We start from the raw sequence: 20,464 nt of genomic DNA on the forward strand, positions 1-20,464 counted from the left end.
TGAGCAGCATAACCACTCACCTTTCATTATTTATTTTAAATATTGTCGACGCTATCCCAATCTCTTGACTGACATTACATCTTTAATTTGCTCAACTCGCTTCGATACTCGCGCTAACACTTCGACATTATTCACTTCTAAATCAAAGTCTAATATCGATAATTGCGTGCGGTAATCAACACGGCTCTTCATGCTGTTTACTTTGACTTTTTCGTTGGCAAACAAGGTGGTAATTTCTTTAAGCAAGCCACCACGTTCCATCGCTTCAACACGCAAAGTCAATAAGTAAGAGCCGGCAAAACCACTGCCCCACACAGTATCGATAATACGCTCTGGTGCGTGGTGACGTAGCTCTTCAAGCTGTTCACAATCAGCACGGTGCACTGAAATTCCACGACCTTGAGTAATGTAGCCACAGATTTGATCGCCTGGGATCGGTTGACAACAACGTGCCAAATGATTCATCAGGTTATCGACCCCTTCGACCACCACGGCATCTTTATTCGGACGTGTTGGGGTGGACGGTTTATTTTCCGCTTCGAGGAGTTTTTCAAGCGCCTGCTTGTCTTCTTCTTCCGCGGTTGGTTTGTTCACCAAGGCGTTGATGTGATTAATGATTTGATTAATACGTAAATCACCACTACCAACACCGACATACAATTCATCAGCAGAATTAACGTTAAAACGTTTCAACGCGTATTGCTCAGCGTGTTTTAACGTTGCGCCAATTTTACCCAGTTCATGCTCAAGGATTTCACGCCCCGCTTCGAGGTTCTTCTCACGGCTTTGTTTGCGGAACCAGGCATTGATTTTCGCGCGGGCGCGACCGGATGTAACAAACCCTAGCGATGGATTTAACCAGTCGCGAGAGGGATTTGGCTCTTTCTGGGTGATGATTTCAACTTGGTCGCCCATCGATAGCTTATGGGTGAACGGGACGATACGTCCGCCCACTTTGGCACCGATACAGCGGTGACCGACCATAGAGTGAATGTGATAAGCAAAATCGAGCGGTGTGGCCCCCATCGGCAAATCGACCACATCACCACGCGGAGTAAAAGCATAGACGCGATCATCAAACACTTGGCTACGCAACTCATCGAGCATTTCACCAGAATCTGACATCTCTTCTTGCCAATCAATCAGCTTACGCAGCCAAGTGATCTTCTCGTCGTAGCCGCTACGACCAGAGCTAGCACCTTCTTTATATTTCCAGTGCGCAGCCACGCCCAATTCAGAATCTTCGTGCATGTCTTTAGTACGGATCTGAATCTCGATAGTTTTGCCTTCAGGCCCTAAAACAACAGTATGAATCGATTGATAACCGTTCGGTTTTGGGTTGGCAACGTAATCGTCAAACTCACTTGGTAAGTGTTTGTATTTCGTATGAACGATACCTAATGCTGCATAGCAGTCTTGCAGTTTGTCGGCGATGATACGCACTGCGCGCACATCAAACAGCTCGTCAAACTCCAAGCTCTTTTTCTGCATTTTGCGCCAGATGCTGTAGATGTGCTTAGGACGACCACTCACCTCAGCATTAATGCCAGTGGCTTGCATTTCTTCGGTTAAGTCATCGACAAAATCTTTGATGTATTGTTCACGAACAATACGTCGTTCAGAAAGCTGCTTGGCGATCTGTTTGTAGGTTTCTGGTTGCTGGTAACGAAAAGCGTAATCTTCGATTTCCCACTTTAACTGACCAATCCCAAGACGGTTCGCCAGTGGTGCATAGATGTTGGTACATTCTTGCGCGGCGGCTCGACGGACTTCATCCGGTGCTTTTTTAACTTCAATTAGATTACAAATACGCTCGGCCAACTTAATGACCACGCAGCGAAAATCATCCACCATAGCCAATAGCATACGGCGCACGTTATCGACTTGCGATGATGCCGCGCTGCCTTCAAGGGTGACGTTCAGTTGGCCAAGAGCGGCCATCTCTTCAACGCCATCAATCAGCTTGATAATTTCTTTATTGTATTCTTCTTCAAGTTTCTCACGCTGCAACGCTCCACTAGAGACCAATGGAAACAGCTGCGCTGCCACCAGCGTTGGCTTATCCATTGATAAGGTGATGAGAATTTCAATCATCTCACGACCACGCCACAACAACAGTTGTGCGTCATCGTTGCCTTGCAAATACGTTTCGCACTGACGATACACTTCAGTTAAGCGCTGAGCAGTTTTGGCGTCTTGCTTTAAGCTAGCGATCCACTTCTCTAGCTCAAACTGTTCATCTTGATTTAAATGCGCGCTTCTTACCGCAACCATCTTTTTTCGTCCTAGTTCTTATTTTTATACCGACTAACCCTGTCTAATAGGCTATTTTACCTAGTGTTAGTTCCTTTATTTATGCTTTTGCATAACAAATAGAGCCATCGACTCTAGATGAGCTGTATGTGGGAACATATCCAACATACCCAACTTTTCCAGCTGGTAGCCTTGTTTCAGCAAGCTTTGGCTATCTCTGGCAAGCGTAGCAGGATTACATGAAACGTAAACCACGCGTTGTGCACCCAGTCGCGATAACTGGTCTACTATACCACTTGCTCCCGCTCTAGCTGGATCGAGCAGTATCTTATCAAACTTTTCTCTAGCCCACGGCTGAGATGACAAATCTTGTTCTAAATTTGCTTGGTAGAACAGAGCATTGTCTAGGTGGTTTAGCGCTGCATTGCTTTGCGCCTTTTCGACCATAGCCTCAACACCTTCAACACCGACAACAGTTTTCACTTGTTTTGCCAGTGGTAAGCTGAAATTACCCAAACCACAGAACAGATCCAATACGCGGTCATTTTCACTCAATTCAAGCCAGTTAAGCGCCTGTTCAACCATCTGCTGGTTTACTTTCTGGTTCACTTGAATGAAGTTGTTGGGTGCAAAAGGAATGGTTACGCCCGCTTCTAAATAATGCGCTTCATCACCTAACACTAGGTCAAGTTGTTCAGCCTGCGGCATCAAATACAAACTGGTGTTGTGCGCAGCGGCAAACGCTTCAAGTTGCTGCTGTTCTTTGTTGGTCAGCGGTTTTAGATGACGCAAAACCATCACGTTGGTGTTATCCCCTTTCACCAATTCAATATGGCCAATGGACTCTTGGCGTGTAAACCCTTGCAATAATTGATAAAGCTCTGGCAACATCACATTCAATTCAGGCGCTAAAACAGGACAGTTCGTCACATCAACAATTTGCTTACTCTGCTTGCGGCGGAAACCAAACTGCAACTGACGTGTTTTTTTATCCACCATCACGCTAATACGCGCTCGACGACGATAGCCTAGACCATCCCCCGAGATTGGCGATTCTAGAGCTAAGGTTTGGCCAGAGAACTTACTCATCAATTCTGACAAAGTTTGTTGCTTATATTCCAGCTGAGACTCCAAACCAAGATGCTGCATATTACAGCCGCCACACTGCTCATAAACCGGGCAAAATGGCTTAACTCGCAACTCGCTGGCCTTTTGCACTTTGATTAAGTTCGCGCGAGAAAACTTACTTTTGTCTTCTGTTAGTTGCACCAAAACCTGCTCACCCGCGAGTGCACCATCGATAAACACAGGCTTACCGTTTTGGTAGCAAATGCCAGCACCTTGGTGATCCAATTTATCCACGGTCATGGATTGATGCTTGGTGTTGAGTTGTGTTTTCTTTTTCGGTTGGAAAAAACGCGCCATGCTTTGTGCCTGCTCTCTATTGCTGCAAATAGTCCAGGCGTCACCTTTTAGAGCCTGGATCATTGTGTGAGCCGAGTGAGTTGATTATGCTTAACTCTTCGACGGCTCATTTTATGATGGCTATTTTCCCATATCCACACCACGATGTTTAGACAATAATGACCAGATATGGCTTACGCGCCCGCGTTATTACTCTCACTCTAGCGCCAACCCTAATAATTGGTTTGCTTCTGAGCGCGATTTTCTCTTTCAACCGCTATCACGACTTAGAAAGACAAGTGATCAATTCTGGTCTAAGTATTATCGAACCACTGGCTATCGCCAGTGAAGATGGGCTAAAAAACAATAGCCGTGAATCAGTGCGACGCATTATTGGCTATGCGCACCGAAAAAATTCCAAATTTGTCCGCAGTATTGCGGTGTTTGATTACAACCACGACTTATTTGTTACCTCAAACTTCCATCCGAATTTTGAATCACTGACATTTCCGCGTAATGAACCAATCCCTTTGTTAGTCACTTCTAACTTAAATGAGAATACGTTGGTTTTAAGGGCGCCTATCATCAGTGAGTCCGGCATCATTTCTAGTCCACGAGGTCAACAAAACAACCCAGCAATGGGCTATATCGCGATTGAACTCGACCTATCTTCGCTGCGTTTGCAGCAGTACCAAGAAATTTTCTCCGCGTTTTTAGTGCTGCTTACCGGCTTAGGCCTATCCGGCTTTTTCGCGATGCGCTTAATGCACGATGTCACGCGCCCAATCTCACACATGAAAAACATGGTCGACCGGATTCGTCGCGGCCATCTTGATGTGCGAATTGAAGGAAAGATGCATGGTGAATTGGATCAGTTAAAAAACGGTATCAATGCGATGGCGGTATCACTGTCTGAATACCATGTTGAAATGCAACACAGCATTGATCAGGCCACCTCCGATTTACGTGAAACGCTAGAGCAGCTCGAAATCCAAAACGTCGAGTTAGACATTGCTAAAAAACGTGCTCAAGAAGCCGCGCGAGTAAAATCCGAATTCTTAGCCAACATGTCGCACGAGCTACGCACCCCACTTAACGGTGTTATTGGCTTTACTCGTCAAATGCTCAAAACCAAGCTTTCCAATAGCCAAACCGATTATTTGCAAACCATCGAAAAGTCGGCCAACAACTTGTTAACCATTATTAATGACATTCTCGACTTCTCCAAACTGGAAGCGGGCAAACTGGCGCTAGAAAATATTCCATTTGAATTCCAAGAGACCTTAGAAGAGGTGGTGAGCTTGCAAGCCACCAGCGCACATGAAAAAGGCTTGGAAATCACCTTGAAGATTGATCCTAAAGTGCCGATTGGCCTGGTGGGCGATCCACTGCGTATTCAGCAAGTGCTCACTAACCTCGTTGGCAACTCGATCAAATTTACCGAGCGCGGCAACATCGACATCAGTGTTGAACTACGTTCGCAAAAAGAAGATGTGGTCGAACTGCAATTTATGGTTCGAGACACGGGCATCGGCATTTCAGAGCGCCAACAAGCACAGCTATTCCAAGCCTTTAGCCAAGCGGATGCGAGTATTTCGCGTCGTTATGGTGGTACAGGCTTGGGCTTGGTTATCACCCAGAAGCTGGTTAGTCAGATGGGCGGTGAAATTAGTCTCACTAGCCGCCTCCACCAAGGTTCAACCTTCTGGTTCACCTTACGCTTGCATGCTACCGACATGCCGATGAGTGAGCTGATTGAATCACAAGTGCTCAATCAGCGCTCACTGCTCTTGGTGGAGCCAAACATGCAGGCCGCTTCAATTACACGCCAAACTCTGGCACAGCAAGGGCTGGTTGTTACCTACCGCTCTTCCATGCCTGATGAAGTCGAGACGTTTGACTATGTACTGCTTAACCTTGCACCAAACCGTTCTAACGAGGTAGGCAAAGTCGAGAAGCAAGTTGAGCAAGCGCTACTCTGTGCGCCACACGTTGTGGTCGGTACACCAAGTACCGCATTGGCGCTCTCTGATCATTTGATTCAGAAATATCAGATCCACTGTGTTACCAAGCCGTTATCCCGTAAGAAGCTATTGCAAACCTTGGCCGCTAACCAAGAAAGCCTACCTGAGATTGAAATTGAAATACCGATCAACACAGAAACCTTGCCGTTAACCGTGATGGCGGTGGATGACAATCCAGCCAACTTGAAACTGATCAGCGCGCTACTTAACGAACGTGTTGAACATGTCATCACTTGTACCAATGGTAAAGATGCGGTCAAACAAGCCGAACAACGCCATTTTGATATCATTTTGATGGATATTCAGATGCCGCATATGGATGGTGTCACCGCTTGTAATGCCATCAAGAAAACCACTCTCAATGGCAATACTCCCGTGATTGCGGTGACCGCTCATGCGATGAGTGGCGAGCGCGATCGCCTGTTGAAAGCGGGTATGGATGACTATCTGACTAAACCAATTGAAGAGCATGTGTTGCAGCAGGTATTGATGCATTGGAGTCCGCACACTAAAGAAGACGAACTGCAAAAGCTGACAATTCCCGCCCAGACAGAAGTGATTCAGCAGCATCTGATCAGTGAGCACAGCAATATGATCATTGATTGGCAAGCAGCATTAAAGCAGTCAGCCAACAAAGAGGATCTCGCGAAAGAGATGCTGCAAATGTTGCTCGACTATATGCCAGAAGTCAGCAGCATCGTCGAACAAGCATTGGAAAATGAAAACTTTGAGGTTGAACAGTTGATTCACCACGTGCACAAGCTGCATGGCAGCTGTTCTTATTGTGGTGTGCCGCGCTTGAAGAACGTCTGCGCCACGATCGAGAAAGCTCTGCGCTCTGGCAACACAATCGAAGATATTGAGCCGGAGTTATTCGAGCTGCAAGATGAAATGGAAAAAGTCACGGCTAGCGCCCAGCCCTATCTGGTGGAAAGCGAGTGCTAGACGCAGACCGCTAACCCCAAGCGAACCAAAACAAAAAAGAGCGCAGAAGCGCTCTTTTTCTTTAACCACCATCTCTACATCGTTTCGTAAATCACTGTCGCCATTGCGTAATGGCGTTCATCCGAGATAGAAAGGTGGATATGAGCAACCCCTTTGGTGGTCGCAATCTCAAGCGCTTTACCGCTCAATGTTAATAGTGGCTTGCCCAGTTCATCATTCGTGATGGTGAAGTCTTGAAAACTCACGCCCATCGCAATACCGGTACCTAGCGCTTTTGATGCCGCTTCTTTGGCAGCAAAACGCTTGGCCAAATAGCGCCCTTGCTGTTTCAGTGAATCAAACACTGCAAGTTCTTGCGCAGTTAAGATTCGCTCCGCAAATGCCATACCGCTACGAGCCAATGCTTTTTCTACCCGCTCAATTTCAGCGATGTCTGTGCCTAGACCAATAATCGCCATTGCTTATTTACGCGCTTCAACCATCAAGGCTTTCATATCCGCCACCGCTTTATTCAAACCGTCAAAAGCAGCACGACCAATAATTGAGTGACCAATATTCAACTCATAAATTTCTGGAATTGCCGCAATCGCAGCCACATTATGGTAAGTCAAACCGTGTCCAGCATTCACTGTGATGCCCAGATTGTCAGCATAGCTTGCACCTGCGGCAATTTTCTTCAGCTCATCCGCTTGATCGGTTTCACTTTGTGCATCCGCATAATGACCGGTGTGCAACTCAATAAATGGTGCGCCACACTCTTTCGCCGCATCAATTTGCTCGCGATCGGCATCAATAAACAAAGAGACTTTGATCCCTGCAGCAGAGAGCTTTTGCGTCGCCGCTTTGACTTTTTCTAGCTGACCCGCAACGTTAAGCCCACCTTCAGTGGTTAACTCTTCACGCTTTTCTGGAACCAAACAAACGTATTCAGGTTGAGTTTGCAGTGCAATCTCAATCATCTCATCCGTGACAGCCATTTCTAGGTTCATTCGAGTTTGCAGCGTCTCACGCAGAATGCGCACATCACGGTCATTAATATGACGGCGATCTTCACGTAGGTGAATAGTAATGCCATCCGCACCGGCACGCTCTGCAATCTCAGCAGCATGAACAGGATCTGGGTACTTGGTACCACGGGCATTACGTAGCGTTGCAATATGGTCGATGTTAACACCTAGGTAGATTGAGCTCATTTTTCAATACTCCGTGCTCGGGGTACTCTTGAGATAAAGAGTTCCCTACTTTTTAGTGGTTTACCGCCAAGATAAGGCTTTAACGCTATACGTGTAAAGCGCTTTGCGGCGTGTAATTGTTGTTTGGTAACAAATCGGCGCTCACTGATCGCAATCAGTTCATCGCCTTTGAAGGTGAGATTATCAAAGCGTACCGAGGCAATAAACCCCTTCTGCTCGCGGTAGCGATAGGTCATGTTAGGATCAATCGGCTCACCGGTACCGGCGCAATGGAGAAAATCAACACCGTAACCCAATGCAGAGAGCATCGCTAACTCAAAACGTCGCAGTGCTGGCTCAGGGTTATCCGCTTGGGCTAATTCCGTCAACGCATGCAAGTAATCATGAAACAACCCTGGCATTGGCACTTCTGCCATCAACACTCGCCCAATCAACTCGTTTACATACATCGCTGAATAGAGAAAGATGCCCGAAAGTGGCAACCCCAAGCTGATCGGTTCGGCTTGGCGTAAAGTTTTCATTGAGCTATTGCCTGACCACTTGAGTAACAAAGGGGTAAACGGCTGTAATGCGCCTTTCAGGTTCGAACGCTTACTGCGTGCCCCTTTAGACATCAATGTGACACGACCATACTCCTCACTAAATACATCAAGGATCAAACTCGATTCACTGTAAGGGCGGCGGTGCAATACAAAGCAGCGCTGTAAGCCTTCTGAAGACATAGTTTTCTATACGTATTCCATAATAAAAAAGGAGCCATTAAGGCTCCCTTTAAATACGAACTCGGAGCGACACACTATCGCCTAAGCTCGTTATAAATCGTCGATATAACCAAGTGAACGCAGAGCACGTTCATCATCTGCCCAACCCGATTTCACTTTTACCCATGTTTCTAGGTAAACTTTACGGCCGAACAACTCTTCCATATCAAGACGTGCTTCGCGACCGATGGTTTTGATTTTCTCGCCACCTTTACCAATCACCATTTTCTTCTGACCGCTGCGTTCAACAAGAATCAATGCATTGATGTGGAAGCCATCGGTGTCTGGGTTGTAATCGAAACGTTCAATCTCAACCGTCACTGAGTAAGGTAGTTCCTCACCAGTAAAGCGCATCAATTTTTCACGAACGATTTCAGACGCCATAAAGCGCTGTGAACGGTCTGTCACATACTCTTCAGGGAAGTGGTGCGTCGCTTTTGGCAAGTGCGCACGTACGTGCTTACGCAGTACATCAACGTTCTTACCATGTTTCGCTGAAATAGGCACGATATCGACAAAGTCCATCAACTTCGACAAATCAGCCATGTGCAGCATAACGTCGTTACGATCGTTTACTACATCAACTTTGTTGACACACAACACCACTGGGAAATTCGCGTTGCGTAGCTTGTTAAGCACCATCTCATCGTCGGCAGTCCAATGAGTACCATCGACAAGGAAGAACACCAAGTTCACATCGCTTAGCGATGAGTTAGCCGCACGGTTCATCAAACGGTTGATGGCGCGCTTTTCTTCAATGTGTAACCCCGGTGTATCAACGAAAATCGCTTGGTAATCGCCTTCGGTGTCAACACCCATAATGCGGTGACGGGTGGTTTGTGGCTTACGTGAAGTGATCGAAATCTTCTGACCAAGAATATTGTTCAGTAGCGTCGATTTACCTACGTTAGGACGGCCAACAATGGCGATAAAGCCACAGTGTTGGTTGGTTGGCGAGCTTGTTTTTTTCTCGCCGCCTGATGCGAAGTACGCATCGATATCAAATTCGTTGTTGTCTGTTGAATCAGCCATTGGTCAATTGCTCTAATGCCGTTTCCGCAGCCGCCTGTTCTGCCTTGCGACGACTGGTACCTTTACCAATTACAGGTGATCCAGTACCTGCAACCTCACACGACACAGTAAACTCTTGGTTGTGTGCCTCACCTTTAATATTAGTCACTGTGTAGACAGGCAGCGGTTTTCTGCGACCTTGCAAAAACTCTTGTAGGCGAGTTTTTGGATCTTTCTGTGACGCACCAGGCTTAATCTCATCAAGACGAGTTTGGTACCAGCTCAGCACAATACCGCGAACCACTTCGATGTCACTATCTAGATAGATAGCGCCAATGATAGCTTCGACAGCATCGGCCAGAATAGAATCACGACGGAAACCGCCACTTTTCAATTCACCTGGACCTAATTTTAAGTAATCTCCTAGAACAAATTCGCGTCCTAGTTCCGCCAATGTATTTCCGCGTACCAGCGTTGCACGCATACGGCTCATATCACCTTCGTTTACTTTCGGAAAGCGGTGATACAGTTCATCAGCAATGACAAAACTTAAAATTGAATCGCCCAGAAACTCAAGACGTTCATTGTGTTTCCCATTAGCGCTGCGGTGTGTCAGCGCTAAATTGATAAACTCGGCATCATTAAATGTGTAGCCGAGTTTTTTCTCTAAAATTGCGATTGGAGAATTCATACTCTCTCGATTTGGTTAGTTAATTCCACCGATGCGGTTGAAGCGCACACCAGTTGGGATCCAAGTAGGCAAAACACTATCCTGATCACGCTCAAATTCAAAGCTGATCCAAATAGCGACGGCTTTACCGACTAAGTTGGCTTCTGGAACAAAGCCCCAGTAGCGACTGTCAGCACTGTTGTCACGGTTATCACCCATCACAAAGTATTGACCTTCTGGTACCACCCACTCGGCAACACCGCTACGAGGCTCATACGCCTCAATGCGATCTTCACGAAGTGGATTGATAAGAATTTGATGATCATGCTCACCCAGTTGCTCGTTCATTTGAATCATGTGCACGCCGCTTTGCATTAGCTTGCTCTTTTCAACATTGAACAGTTTTACTGGCTTACACTCGCCTTCACCTGGCTTTTGAATACAAATCTGTTTATCGGTGCTGTAACGCACGATATCACCCGGTAAACCGACCACACGCTTAATGTAATCAACACTTGGCTGAGGTGGATATTTAAAGACGATTGAATCGCCACGCTCAGGTTTACCTGTTTCAACTAATTGAGTACGCCATACAGGATCTTTTAGACCGTAAGCGTATTTTTCAACCAAGATAAAATCCCCAACAAGCAATGTTGGCATCATGGAGCCTGAAGGGATTTGAAATGGTTCATAAACAAACGAACGCAGTATCAGAACAAAAGCAATTACAGGGAAAATCGACACACTATTTTCAATCCACCATGGCTGCGCGGAGACTTTTTCTCTCGCCGCCGCATCCAAGCCGTTAGTTTGCGCTTCAACTTCAGCCAATTTCTGCTGACGTTTTTTTGCAAAGACCAACTTCTCTAGCACCCATACAATACCAGTAACTAAGGTTACTAGAACGAGGATCAGTGAAAACGTATTCGCCATTGACTTCCCTTACTTTCAAAAACACGAAAGTGAAAGAGCCGAAACCCTTTCACTTATTTTGATCATGATACTGAGCGGTTGCCCAATTTTTTAATCTTTACCAACATGAAGAATCGCTAGGAACGCTTCTTGAGGCAGTTCAACGTTACCGATCTGCTTCATACGTTTCTTACCTTCTTTCTGTTTCTTCAACAGTTTTTTCTTACGGCTGATATCGCCACCGTAACATTTAGCGATTACGTTTTTACGCAACTGCTTAACGGTAGAACGAGCGATAATGTGGTTACCAATTGCCGCTTGAATTGCGATATCAAACATTTGACGAGGGATGAACTCTTTCATCTTCTCAACCAATAGACGACCACGGCTTTGTGATTGATCTTTGTGAGTGATGATAGCCAATGCATCCACTTTGTCGCCGTTCAATAGTACGTCCACACGTACCATATTTGATGCTTCAAAGCGTTGGAAGTTGTAATCCAATGATGCGTAACCACGTGATGTTGACTTCAAACGGTCGAAGAAGTCGAGAACCACTTCTGCCATTGGAATGTCGTAAGTCACGGCCACTTGGTTACCATGGTAAACCATGTCGACTTGCATGCCGCGTTTTTCAACACACAAGGTAATGACGTTACCTAGGTAGTCGGCAGGTACTAAGATGTTACAACGAGCAATCGGCTCGCGCATCTCTTCAATGTCGTTGATTGCTGGCAGTTTAGCTGGGCTATCAACATACAAGGTTGTACCGTCAGTTTGAATCACTTCGTACACTACCGTTGGTGCGGTAGTGATAAGATCTAGATCGTATTCACGCTCTAAACGCTCTTGAATGATTTCCATGTGCAGCATACCAAGGAAACCACAACGGAAACCAAAGCCTAGTGCTGCTGAGCTCTCTGGCTCATAAAATAGTGACGCATCATTTAGGCTTAATTTGCCTAGTGCATCACGGAAGTTTTCGTAATCATCAGACGATACTGGGAATAGGCCAGCGTATACCTGAGGCTTCACTTTTTTAAAGCCTGGAAGTGCGCTTTCACAACCATTTTTTGCCAGTGTTAGCGTATCACCAACAGGCGCGCCCAAGATGTCTTTAATACCACAAACCACCCAACCTACTTCGCCAGTATTTAGCTCTGTGGTATCGATTTGTTTTGGTGTGAAGATACCTAAGCGATCAACACCCCAAACTTGGCCAGTGCTCATCACTTTGATCTTGTCGTTTTTCTTAATTGAGCCGTTTTTAATACGAACCAATGAAACAACGCCAAGGTAGTTATCAAACCATGAGTCGATGATCAGCGCTTGTAGCGGTGCATCAGGATCACCTTCAGGTGCAGGGATTGCAGCAACGATGTTTTCTAGTACATCTTCCACACCCAAGCCCGTTTTTGCACTACAACGCGTTGCTTCCATCGCGTCGATGCCTACGATCTCTTCAATCTCTTCCGCTACGCGCTCTGGCTCTGCAGCTGGTAAGTCAATCTTGTTTAGGATTGGAACGACTTCTAGATCCATCTCGATAGCGGTGTAACAGTTTGCCAATGTTTGCGCTTCTACGCCTTGACCTGCATCCACTACCAATAGAGCACCTTCACACGCTGCAAGCGAACGAGATACTTCGTAAGAAAAGTCTACGTGCCCAGGAGTGTCGATGAAGTTTAGTTGGTATGTTTCACCATCTTTTGCCGTGTAATCAAGCGTTACACTTTGCGCTTTAATGGTAATACCGCGCTCACGTTCAAGGTCCATAGAATCAAGAACTTGGGCTGCCATTTCGCGATCGGATAAACCGCCACAAACTTGGATCAGACGGTCAGATAGGGTCGACTTACCGTGGTCGATGTGGGCGATAATCGAAAAGTTACGAATGTGCTTCATGGTTTGGTATGACTAAGCTCTTTTAAATAGGACATAAGAAAGCCGTCGTTTGACGGCATTTCAATCAAGTTGGAGGATTCTATCCAATTTTGTTACCCAAGTCACTTGAGTATTTCACTGGATAGGCTCGCCCAATACTCTTAATAATATGACTTGTTGCGAGGATTGTCGCTCGATGCGCAAAGCCAAACGCTTGGCAAGTATGATGCCAAGTGCGGTTGCAAGCATAGAACATAGTATAACAGCGCCCTCACCCAAGCCGAAGGCTGGGGCAATCCACCAATGCGCAACAAGCGCGCCAATGATGAGAGAAAACAGCGGCACTAAGTAGACAATTGCCGCCGATTGCAGCAAGCTTTTTTCAGCCATACCGATCTCGACGACTTGGCCGACTTTCAGCAATTGCTGCGTGGCCAAATGCCAATGCAGCACTTTGCTGCCAATGGCTTTGGAGACAATACCGGTGCCACAATTCTTCTGCGAAGCGCAGCTTGAGCAACTGGTTTTTTGTTCACAGCTGAGTTCAACGTCATAGCCTGATGCACAAGGCGTGACGGCCGACACCGTCGCCAATGCCGTCATCATGGCTTAACTTTCTCTTGCGATTCAGCCGATGGCTTAGTGAAACTTACCGATTGAGCGATGCGCTTCGCCGTTGCTGGAGGGATATCCCCCACCACTGATATTTCCGCGTTATCACGCACAAAGGTATGTAGCGTACGACGCCCTTGACGAACTATCTGACCTTTCAGTGAATGATCGTCTCGCGGCGAAACGTAAATCGAAAAGTTAAACAAACCATCAGTGTACATTTGGCTTTCAACCATGCGTTCAGTGTTCGCCATACGGTAGCGATTCAGCTCTTTAGCTTCAAAGCCTTTCGGGATCCAACCGACCGTCCAGTAAGATTGTTTGACTTCACCTTTTGGCAACGACAACACTTGCGGTAGCTTGACGTCGTTCAAACCCGCGAGGATCTGAGCAATTTTATCATTGACGCTATATGAAATAGTTCGGTACTGCTCGAGCACTTCGCCATCGCGATCAACCAGATCGGCGCGCAGTGGCAATTTGCTCTTCTCATCGATCCATAGGATGTAGCTGTAGCGTAAGCCATCTTTTGGCACTACACGCAGCACTTGGCAAGCAACGCCTGCTTCACGCGCACGACCCACTTTAATAAAGTCGTACAATTCGCTGAGCTGTTCTACATCCGAATTAAGCAGTGGGATAGTCGGCGCGACCATATTGCTTGATTCAATCGTAAAAGGATCTGTACCCGGCTCGATATAGCTGATTTCGTCACCACGACGAATCACTTCTCGCACCGGACCACTTAAATAGACCAGGTGTGCGAGTTGTTGTTGCTCATCAATCGCATGACGATACAACAAAGGTTCAATACTGTTTTTCTTAATCAGGATATAAGAGATTTCATAATTGAGTTGCTGACTGGCTTGGTTCATTTGAAGCAACAAAGCCTCTGCAGGTTTTTCATCTGCAAAGGCTAATGGAGTATTCAAACTGAACAGCGCCAGCGCACTGATCAGAATTTTTTTCATTCAACTACCGTATCTGGATGATCGTTACGATCCATTGAGCTTTCACTATTAAGTCTAAGCTGTAGTTCGTAATCTTGCAGCATCGCATTAATGCGGCGACGTTGCTCTTGTACGTTGACGCCATTTTTTGGCGCTTGCTCAACCGAATCACGGGTCAAGCTTACTGGCTCAACACTGCCACTAAATGGAATCGTTTGCAGCACGGGAAGTGGATCTGTACCAGTTTCTACGTCTCCACCCGTTTGTTGAACCCCCAGAATCACCGCAAGGGAAACGCACGCAGCAATACCTACCTGGCCAAATTGCGTGATCCACGCTGGTAGGTTGCGTTTCGCCTGATGCGGTGCTGGTTGAGATTCAATACGCGCCTCGTCAATGCTTGTCACATTATGTGCGTCAAGCTGACGGTGAGCCGGTTCATTTTCTAGCGCTAAAGCAACGCTTTCAGCAATGTTCCACTCTGGCTTGTGCGGTGCATCTCCACGTAGTACATCACCAATTAAATGGTAATTTTTCCACGCGTCTAAGCCTGCTTGGTCATTTTCCAACTCTGCAATCAGAGCCTTATCAACCAATTCTCCATCCATGAGTGCTGAAAGTTTTTCTTTGTCAGCCATTATTTTCACCATTAAGTTGCGACTAGCGTTGCAAAAGAGGTTGGATTTTTTTCTCAACCGCTTCGCGTGCACGGAAGATACGCGAGCGTACCGTTCCAACAGGGCAATCCATCACTACGGCAATCTCTTCATAGCTTAAGCCATCCAGCTCTCGCAGAGTCATCGCAGTTTTTAAATCGTCAGGTAGTGCTTCTATCGCACTGAAAACCACACGTTTCAATTCATTGGACAACGTTAAGTTCTCAGGGTTCGATATTTCTTTTAATGCACTGCCTGTTTCGTAATATTCGGCGTCTTCAGTGTCCACATCTTGCGCAGGTGGCCTACGGCTTTGGGCTACTATGTGGTTTTTCGCAGTATTAACAGCGATACGATATAACCAAGTATAAAATGCGCTTTCGCCACGGAAACTAGGTATTGCTCGATAAGCTTTAATAAATGCTTCTTGCGCTACGTCAGGCACATCGCCAGGATTATTAACGTAACGGGAAATAAGATTGCAGACTTTGTTTTGATATCTCAAAACTAATAAATTGAATGCTTGCTTATCGCCACTCTGAACTCGCTCAATTAATACTTGATCGGTCAGCTGCTCGTTCATTCGAGCGGGTACTCCTATCGTTTTACACCCCTATCCAAGCAGATATGAGTATTTATTATGCATAATGTAGTATTGACACCACTGCTTACTTGAGCACTATTGTGACCAAGCAAAAAAAAGAAAGTTCAAACAAATTTCATTTTTTTGGTGATTAAGTAATGGGCTACTTCGTCTTTTGCTAGATTGTGAGGACGACAGGCATGAAAAGCAATGACAATAAAACACTATTCCGATGTACAGAGTGTTATTATTGGCATTAATCGTTTTGGGTAGAGTGCTTCCACTCTACGATAACTCAGGATTTTAAAACTTTTATGAACGCAAACCGTGAACATCAGTGTGATGTGTTAGTGATAGGTAGTGGTGCTGCCGGTCTATCGTTAGCGTTGCGTGTTGCCGAACATGGCAAAGTCATTGTGTTAAGTAAAGGACCACGCAGTGAAGGTGCAACATTTTACGCCCAAGGCGGTATCGCCGCGGTGTTTGATGAGTCTGACAGCATAGATTCACACGTTGAAGATACGCTGATCGCAGGCGGAGGCATCTGTGAGAAAGAAACCGTTAAATTTATCGCTGAAAACGCCAAAGAGTGCGTACAGTGGTTAATTGATGGTGGCGTTCCCTTTGACCGTGTTGAAAATGACAGCGATGAAGCGCCTCGTTATCACCTAACCCGTGAAGGTGGCCACAGCCATCGCCGCATTCTGCATGCCGCAGACGCGACCGGGATGGCGATGCAAACATCACTGCAAGATAACGTTCATAATCACCCAAACATTACGGTTCTCGAACGCCACAACGCCCTTGACCTGATCACCGCAGATAAAATCGGCGGTGACAGCGATACCGTCGTTGGCGCTTACATTTGGAACCGTAACGATGAACACGTGGAAACCGTGCGTGCAAAATTTGTCGTGCTGGCAACCGGCGGAGCTTCGAAAGTGTATCAATACACCTCGAATCCAGATGTGTCATCTGGCGATGGCATCGCGATGGCATGGCGTGCGGGTTGTCGCGTAGCAAACCTTGAGTTCAACCAGTTCCACCCGACCTGCTTGTACCACCCTGAATCACGTAACTTCCTACTGACGGAAGCCTTACGTGGTGAAGGCGCATTCCTACGCCGTCCAGACGGCACTCGCTTTATGCCTGATTTCGATGAGCGCGCCGAGCTTGCGCCTCGTGATGTGGTTGCTCGCGCTATCGACTTTGAAATGAAGCGCCTTGGCGCAGACTGCATGTATGTGGATATCAGCCATAAGCCCGCAGATTTCATTGAAAAACACTTCCCAACCATTCACGCAAAATTAATGGAACTCGGGATTGATATGACCAAAGAGCCCATTCCGATTGTGCCTGCGGCCCACTATACCTGTGGCGGCGTGATGGTCGACCAACGTGGTCAAACCGATTTATCACACCTGTATGCGATTGGTGAAGTGAGCTATACCGGCCTGCATGGTGCTAACCGTATGGCATCAAACTCGCTATTAGAATGTGTGGTGTACGCTTGGTCAGCAGCACAGAACATCATCGACAATATTAATAACGTCGAGCTACCCTCAAGCTTACCTTGCTGGGATGAAAGCCAAGTCACTAACAGTGATGAAGAAGTGATCATCCAACACAACTGGCATGAACTACGTCTGTTTATGTGGGACTACATGGGTATCGTACGCACTGACAAACGTCTTGAACGAGCACTACGCCGCATCCAATTATTGCAGCAAGAAACCCACGAGTATTACAGCACGTTCCGTGTATCAAACAACCTACTTGAGCTGCGTAACTTACTGCAAGTTGCCGAGTTAATGGTGCGTTGTGCGATGGAACGTAAAGAGAGTCGTGGTTTGCATTACACCCTCGACTACCCAGAACCAGCGGAAGAGAGTGGCCCAACGATTTTGGTGCCAAACAAGCTGAGCGAGTAATCGCATCGCTCATGCTGTGAGATTGTCTAAGGGAGCCTAGTGCTCCCTTTTTAATTGTAAGATCAATTGGCGATACGCCTGCGGATCGACACTATCACGCCATAACACATGCCAATGTTTATCAATGCGCAGCAATAGTGCCCATTCGAGCAATGCAAACACCACGACCCCAATCTTCGCTTGCGAACCCGCCCATTGGATACGCCCGTCAGCATAAACCGTCACCGAACCATACAGCGGCTTACGCAGCAAGCCATATTGCCTATTCGCTTCAATCAACAGCACGAGCAGAGACAGACTTGGCACTAAAGGAATGGCGCTAACGCTAATAAAACAACAGGCCAATACCATTAAGATGGTATTGGCCTGTAAGTAATAATGACTGAACTGAACGTTGAAATTAACGTTCGTTGTCGAGTTAACGTACTTTGCTGAGGTTGTGGGCAACAATTTTATCAACCATCGAGGCATGGCTTAAGTTTTCACTACGTGCATGGCCCATAATCCAAGTAAACAAATCTGGATCATCACACTCAAGTAGAGAGACAAAATCACGTTGCTCAGTTTCTGTTAATGCGTCAAAACACTCTTCAAAAAACGGCATCACAACAACATCAAGTTCTAGCATGCCACGACGACATGCCCATTTAATACGCGCTTTTTCTTCCGTGGTGTACATTCTACTTCCTCACCTAAATCGGTTATTTGCCCCGAGTGTAGCAAGCTAGACCTGCAACAACTACTATCTCAGTCACACAACCGTCACACTTTTGCTTGTCTGGAGCATTGTCGCAAAATTGCAAAACCTCTCTAATGTGCAATTCCTCGATCGGACGAGTACTGATTTCAACAGTTGCGCAAAGGCAACAACAAGACTTAACATTAGTGATATCAAATTTTGCAGCGCATCTTCAAGGTACTCATCATGGATTGGCTTAACGACTTCCCCCCACATTCTGTCTCAGCAAGCGACGACTTACCGGCTTTGATGCTGACCCATCTTAAATCTTGGGGCATCATTTCTCTGATTGGTAACGATGCTAAATCTTACCTGCAAGGACAAGTGACTTGTGATGTGGTACAGCTTCCTACCGACCAATCAACCTTTGGTGCGCATTGCGATGCGAAAGGTAAGGTCTGGGCTGCATTTCGCCTGTTTCACCATAATGAAGGCTACGCTTTGTTTGAGCCAAAATCAGCGGTAGAAAAGCAGTTGGCTGAATTAAAAAAATACGCCATTTTTTCTAAAGTTGAGATCAGCGCAAGTGAAGAGGTTTTATTTGGCCTATTTGGTGAGCAAGCGCAAACCACCATTGATAGCCTAACCACTGATCGTGGCGATGTTCGCCAACTCAATACGCTAGCGGGCATCAACGGCAGTGCCGTTAAAGTAGATCAACAACGCTGGCTATTAGTGCTTGAACCACAAGGAGCAGAAACGTTGATTAATCACATCGATGCTCTCAAGGTGGAAGAAAGCCTATGGCGACGTTTTGATATTGAAGCAGCCTTACCGATCGTCGGACAAGCGGAACAAAACGAGCACATCCCACAAGCAATTAACCTACAAGCGCTCAATGGCATTAGCTTCAAAAAGGGCTGTTATACCGGCCAAGAAACGGTGGCTCGAGCAAAATACCGCGGTATCAACAAGCGTGCTATGTATATCGTTAAAGGTTATAGCGAGGCTGAGATCGGTACAGAAACAGCCCTAGAGCGTGCGGTGGGTGATAACTGGCGTGGTGCGGGGCACCTGATGGCACACTACCGCTTTAATGACGGTGAAACCATTGGATTAGTTGTATTACCTAATACTCTTGAAGCAGACACTCAACTGCGTCTTAGCGCACAGCCTCAAGCTCAGTGGAGCCTACAACCACTGCCTTATTCACTCGATGACGAATAATTTCCAACCAACTCCGCTAACGCGCTATTTGGATCAACAGCAGGTGGCCTACCGCCTGCTGATGCATAAAACCCCCTCGGTAAGTATTGAAGATGCGGCCCAGCAACGCGGTATACGTCCCTCACAGATGGTTAAAGCCATCTTGCTACGTGATATGGCCGATCATTACGCTCTGGCTTGTGTGCCAGGTGATCAATCTGTTGATCCAAAGAAAGTCCGCGCACTATTGCAATGTTGCCGAATGACTTGCGTGGATTTAGGGCGGGTTTATGACATTACCGGCTATCAGATTGGCACGGTAACACCACTACTGCTCAAAACGGCCATGCCGATCATCTTTGATCCATTACTCACTGAAGAACAAGAAGTCACTATTAGCAGTGGATCGAATATGGCAGGAATCGCATTACAATTGCACGATCTTATTAAGCTTTGCCAGCCTCAACTCGCCTCCATCTGCCGATGATCGCCATACAACCGTCATGTAACGACTGGTTTTCTAACATTTAAATTCGACACTGATCGCAAACATTTATGTTGCAGATGTTAATTATTATGCACATAACAAGCATATCTAGTCGAGTGGCGTTTTTTTCTCTATTCTGAAAACACTGGTAGATCGAAGTTGTACACAATCGCGCTAGGTATTCCCTAATACGATTCACTCAGCCTTCTCTGCCAGTAAAAAGTGAATCCATAGCTATTTTGGATACCCACTTTTTGTGTAATGCATCTGTGACTATTTGCCCGCCCCAAGCGGGCTTTTTTT

General features: G+C 46.4%; 19 protein-coding genes. 4 read left to right on the plus strand and 15 right to left on the minus strand.

Annotated elements, in window-relative coordinates; genetic code table 11:
• Positions 1-51 precede the first annotated feature (51 nt).
• Positions 52-2,274 (minus strand): GTP diphosphokinase, encoded by a 2,223-nt coding sequence (gene relA, locus RJD38_RS04005; RefSeq protein WP_005593065.1) that lies wholly within the window; start codon positions 2,272-2,274, stop codon positions 52-54.
• A gap of 75 nt (positions 2,275-2,349) precedes the next feature.
• On the minus strand, positions 2,350-3,678 hold the full coding sequence (rlmD, locus tag RJD38_RS04010; protein ID WP_005593064.1) for a 23S rRNA (uracil(1939)-C(5))-methyltransferase RlmD: 1,329 nt from the start codon (positions 3,676-3,678) through the stop codon (positions 2,350-2,352).
• 158 nt (positions 3,679-3,836) lie between these two features.
• Here rlmD and barA point away from each other — a divergent pair, with 158 nt between their 5' ends.
• Positions 3,837-6,626, plus strand: coding sequence for a two-component sensor histidine kinase BarA (gene barA, locus RJD38_RS04015; RefSeq protein WP_065545029.1), 2,790 nt, complete (start codon positions 3,837-3,839; stop codon positions 6,624-6,626).
• A 74-nt stretch (positions 6,627-6,700) separates the two neighbouring features.
• Here the strand turns inward: barA and acpS are convergent, their stop codons facing one another.
• From acpS to rpoE, 11 genes are all read right to left on the minus strand, one after another.
• Complete coding sequence (gene acpS, locus RJD38_RS04020) at positions 6,701-7,084, minus strand: holo-ACP synthase (protein WP_065545028.1); 384 nt, start codon at positions 7,082-7,084, stop codon at positions 6,701-6,703.
• Positions 7,085-7,087: 3 nt separating this feature from the next.
• Positions 7,088-7,819: a pyridoxine 5'-phosphate synthase gene (gene pdxJ, locus RJD38_RS04025; RefSeq protein WP_005593061.1), complete on the minus strand. Its 732-nt coding sequence runs from the start codon at positions 7,817-7,819 to the stop codon at positions 7,088-7,090.
• Positions 7,816-8,541 carry a DNA repair protein RecO gene (gene recO / locus RJD38_RS04030; protein WP_005593059.1) on the minus strand — a complete coding sequence of 242 codons (726 nt, stop codon included), beginning with the start codon at positions 8,539-8,541 and terminating at the stop codon, positions 7,816-7,818. The genes pdxJ and recO overlap by 4 nt, the downstream gene beginning before the upstream one ends.
• A gap of 90 nt (positions 8,542-8,631) precedes the next feature.
• A complete protein-coding gene (gene era, locus RJD38_RS04035; protein WP_009385754.1) occupies positions 8,632-9,612 on the minus strand; it encodes a GTPase Era in 981 nt (326 codons plus the stop codon).
• On the minus strand, positions 9,605-10,282 hold the full coding sequence (gene rnc / locus RJD38_RS04040; protein ID WP_006710221.1) for a ribonuclease III: 678 nt from the start codon (positions 10,280-10,282) through the stop codon (positions 9,605-9,607). The genes era and rnc overlap by 8 nt, the downstream gene beginning before the upstream one ends.
• Positions 10,283-10,297: 15 nt before the next feature.
• Entirely contained in the window at positions 10,298-11,194 is an 897-nt protein-coding gene (gene lepB, locus RJD38_RS04045) for a signal peptidase I (protein WP_065545027.1), read from the minus strand.
• A 90-nt stretch (positions 11,195-11,284) separates the two neighbouring features.
• On the minus strand, positions 11,285-13,078 hold the full coding sequence (gene lepA, locus RJD38_RS04050) for a translation elongation factor 4 (RefSeq protein WP_005593055.1): 1,794 nt from the start codon (positions 13,076-13,078) through the stop codon (positions 11,285-11,287).
• 114 nt (positions 13,079-13,192) lie between these two features.
• Positions 13,193-13,663 (minus strand): SoxR reducing system RseC family protein, encoded by a 471-nt coding sequence (locus RJD38_RS04055; protein ID WP_005593054.1) that lies wholly within the window; start codon positions 13,661-13,663, stop codon positions 13,193-13,195.
• Positions 13,660-14,640 carry a sigma-E factor regulatory protein RseB gene (gene rseB / locus RJD38_RS04060; protein WP_005593053.1) on the minus strand — a complete coding sequence of 327 codons (981 nt, stop codon included), beginning with the start codon at positions 14,638-14,640 and terminating at the stop codon, positions 13,660-13,662. Before rseB ends, RJD38_RS04055 begins: the two co-directional genes overlap by 4 nt.
• On the minus strand, positions 14,637-15,269 hold the full coding sequence (locus RJD38_RS04065; protein WP_241270820.1) for a sigma-E factor negative regulatory protein: 633 nt from the start codon (positions 15,267-15,269) through the stop codon (positions 14,637-14,639). The genes rseB and RJD38_RS04065 overlap by 4 nt, the downstream gene beginning before the upstream one ends.
• 10 nt (positions 15,270-15,279) lie before the next feature.
• Entirely contained in the window at positions 15,280-15,858 is a 579-nt protein-coding gene (gene rpoE, locus RJD38_RS04070) for an RNA polymerase sigma factor RpoE (RefSeq protein WP_005593048.1), read from the minus strand.
• 314 nt (positions 15,859-16,172) lie between these two features.
• Between rpoE and nadB the strand changes: the two genes are divergently transcribed.
• Positions 16,173-17,789 (plus strand): L-aspartate oxidase, encoded by a 1,617-nt coding sequence (gene nadB, locus RJD38_RS04075; protein ID WP_065430893.1) that lies wholly within the window; start codon positions 16,173-16,175, stop codon positions 17,787-17,789.
• A 36-nt stretch (positions 17,790-17,825) separates the two neighbouring features.
• On the opposite strand, the gene RJD38_RS04080 is transcribed toward nadB, so the two are convergent.
• Together RJD38_RS04080 and RJD38_RS04085 are read right to left on the minus strand one after the other, a co-directional pair.
• Entirely contained in the window at positions 17,826-18,239 is a 414-nt protein-coding gene (locus tag RJD38_RS04080; RefSeq protein WP_231893139.1) for a protein YgfX, read from the minus strand.
• Entirely contained in the window at positions 18,208-18,468 is a 261-nt protein-coding gene (locus RJD38_RS04085) for a succinate dehydrogenase assembly factor 2 (RefSeq protein ID WP_005593045.1), read from the minus strand. Before RJD38_RS04085 ends, RJD38_RS04080 begins: the two co-directional genes overlap by 32 nt.
• Positions 18,469-18,714: 246 nt before the next feature.
• On the opposite strand from RJD38_RS04085, the gene ygfZ reads away from it, so the two are divergent.
• Positions 18,715-19,695 (plus strand): tRNA-modifying protein YgfZ, encoded by a 981-nt coding sequence (gene ygfZ, locus RJD38_RS04090; RefSeq protein ID WP_065545025.1) that lies wholly within the window; start codon positions 18,715-18,717, stop codon positions 19,693-19,695.
• A complete protein-coding gene (locus RJD38_RS04095; protein ID WP_065545024.1) occupies positions 19,685-20,161 on the plus strand; it encodes an aminoacyl-tRNA deacylase in 477 nt (158 codons plus the stop codon). The genes ygfZ and RJD38_RS04095 overlap by 11 nt, the downstream gene beginning before the upstream one ends.
• The last annotated feature ends 303 nt before the right edge of the window (positions 20,162-20,464 follow it).

The sequence above is a fragment of the Vibrio scophthalmi genome, from assembly GCF_040869025.1.
Taxonomy (GTDB): domain Bacteria; phylum Pseudomonadota; class Gammaproteobacteria; order Enterobacterales; family Vibrionaceae; genus Vibrio; species Vibrio scophthalmi.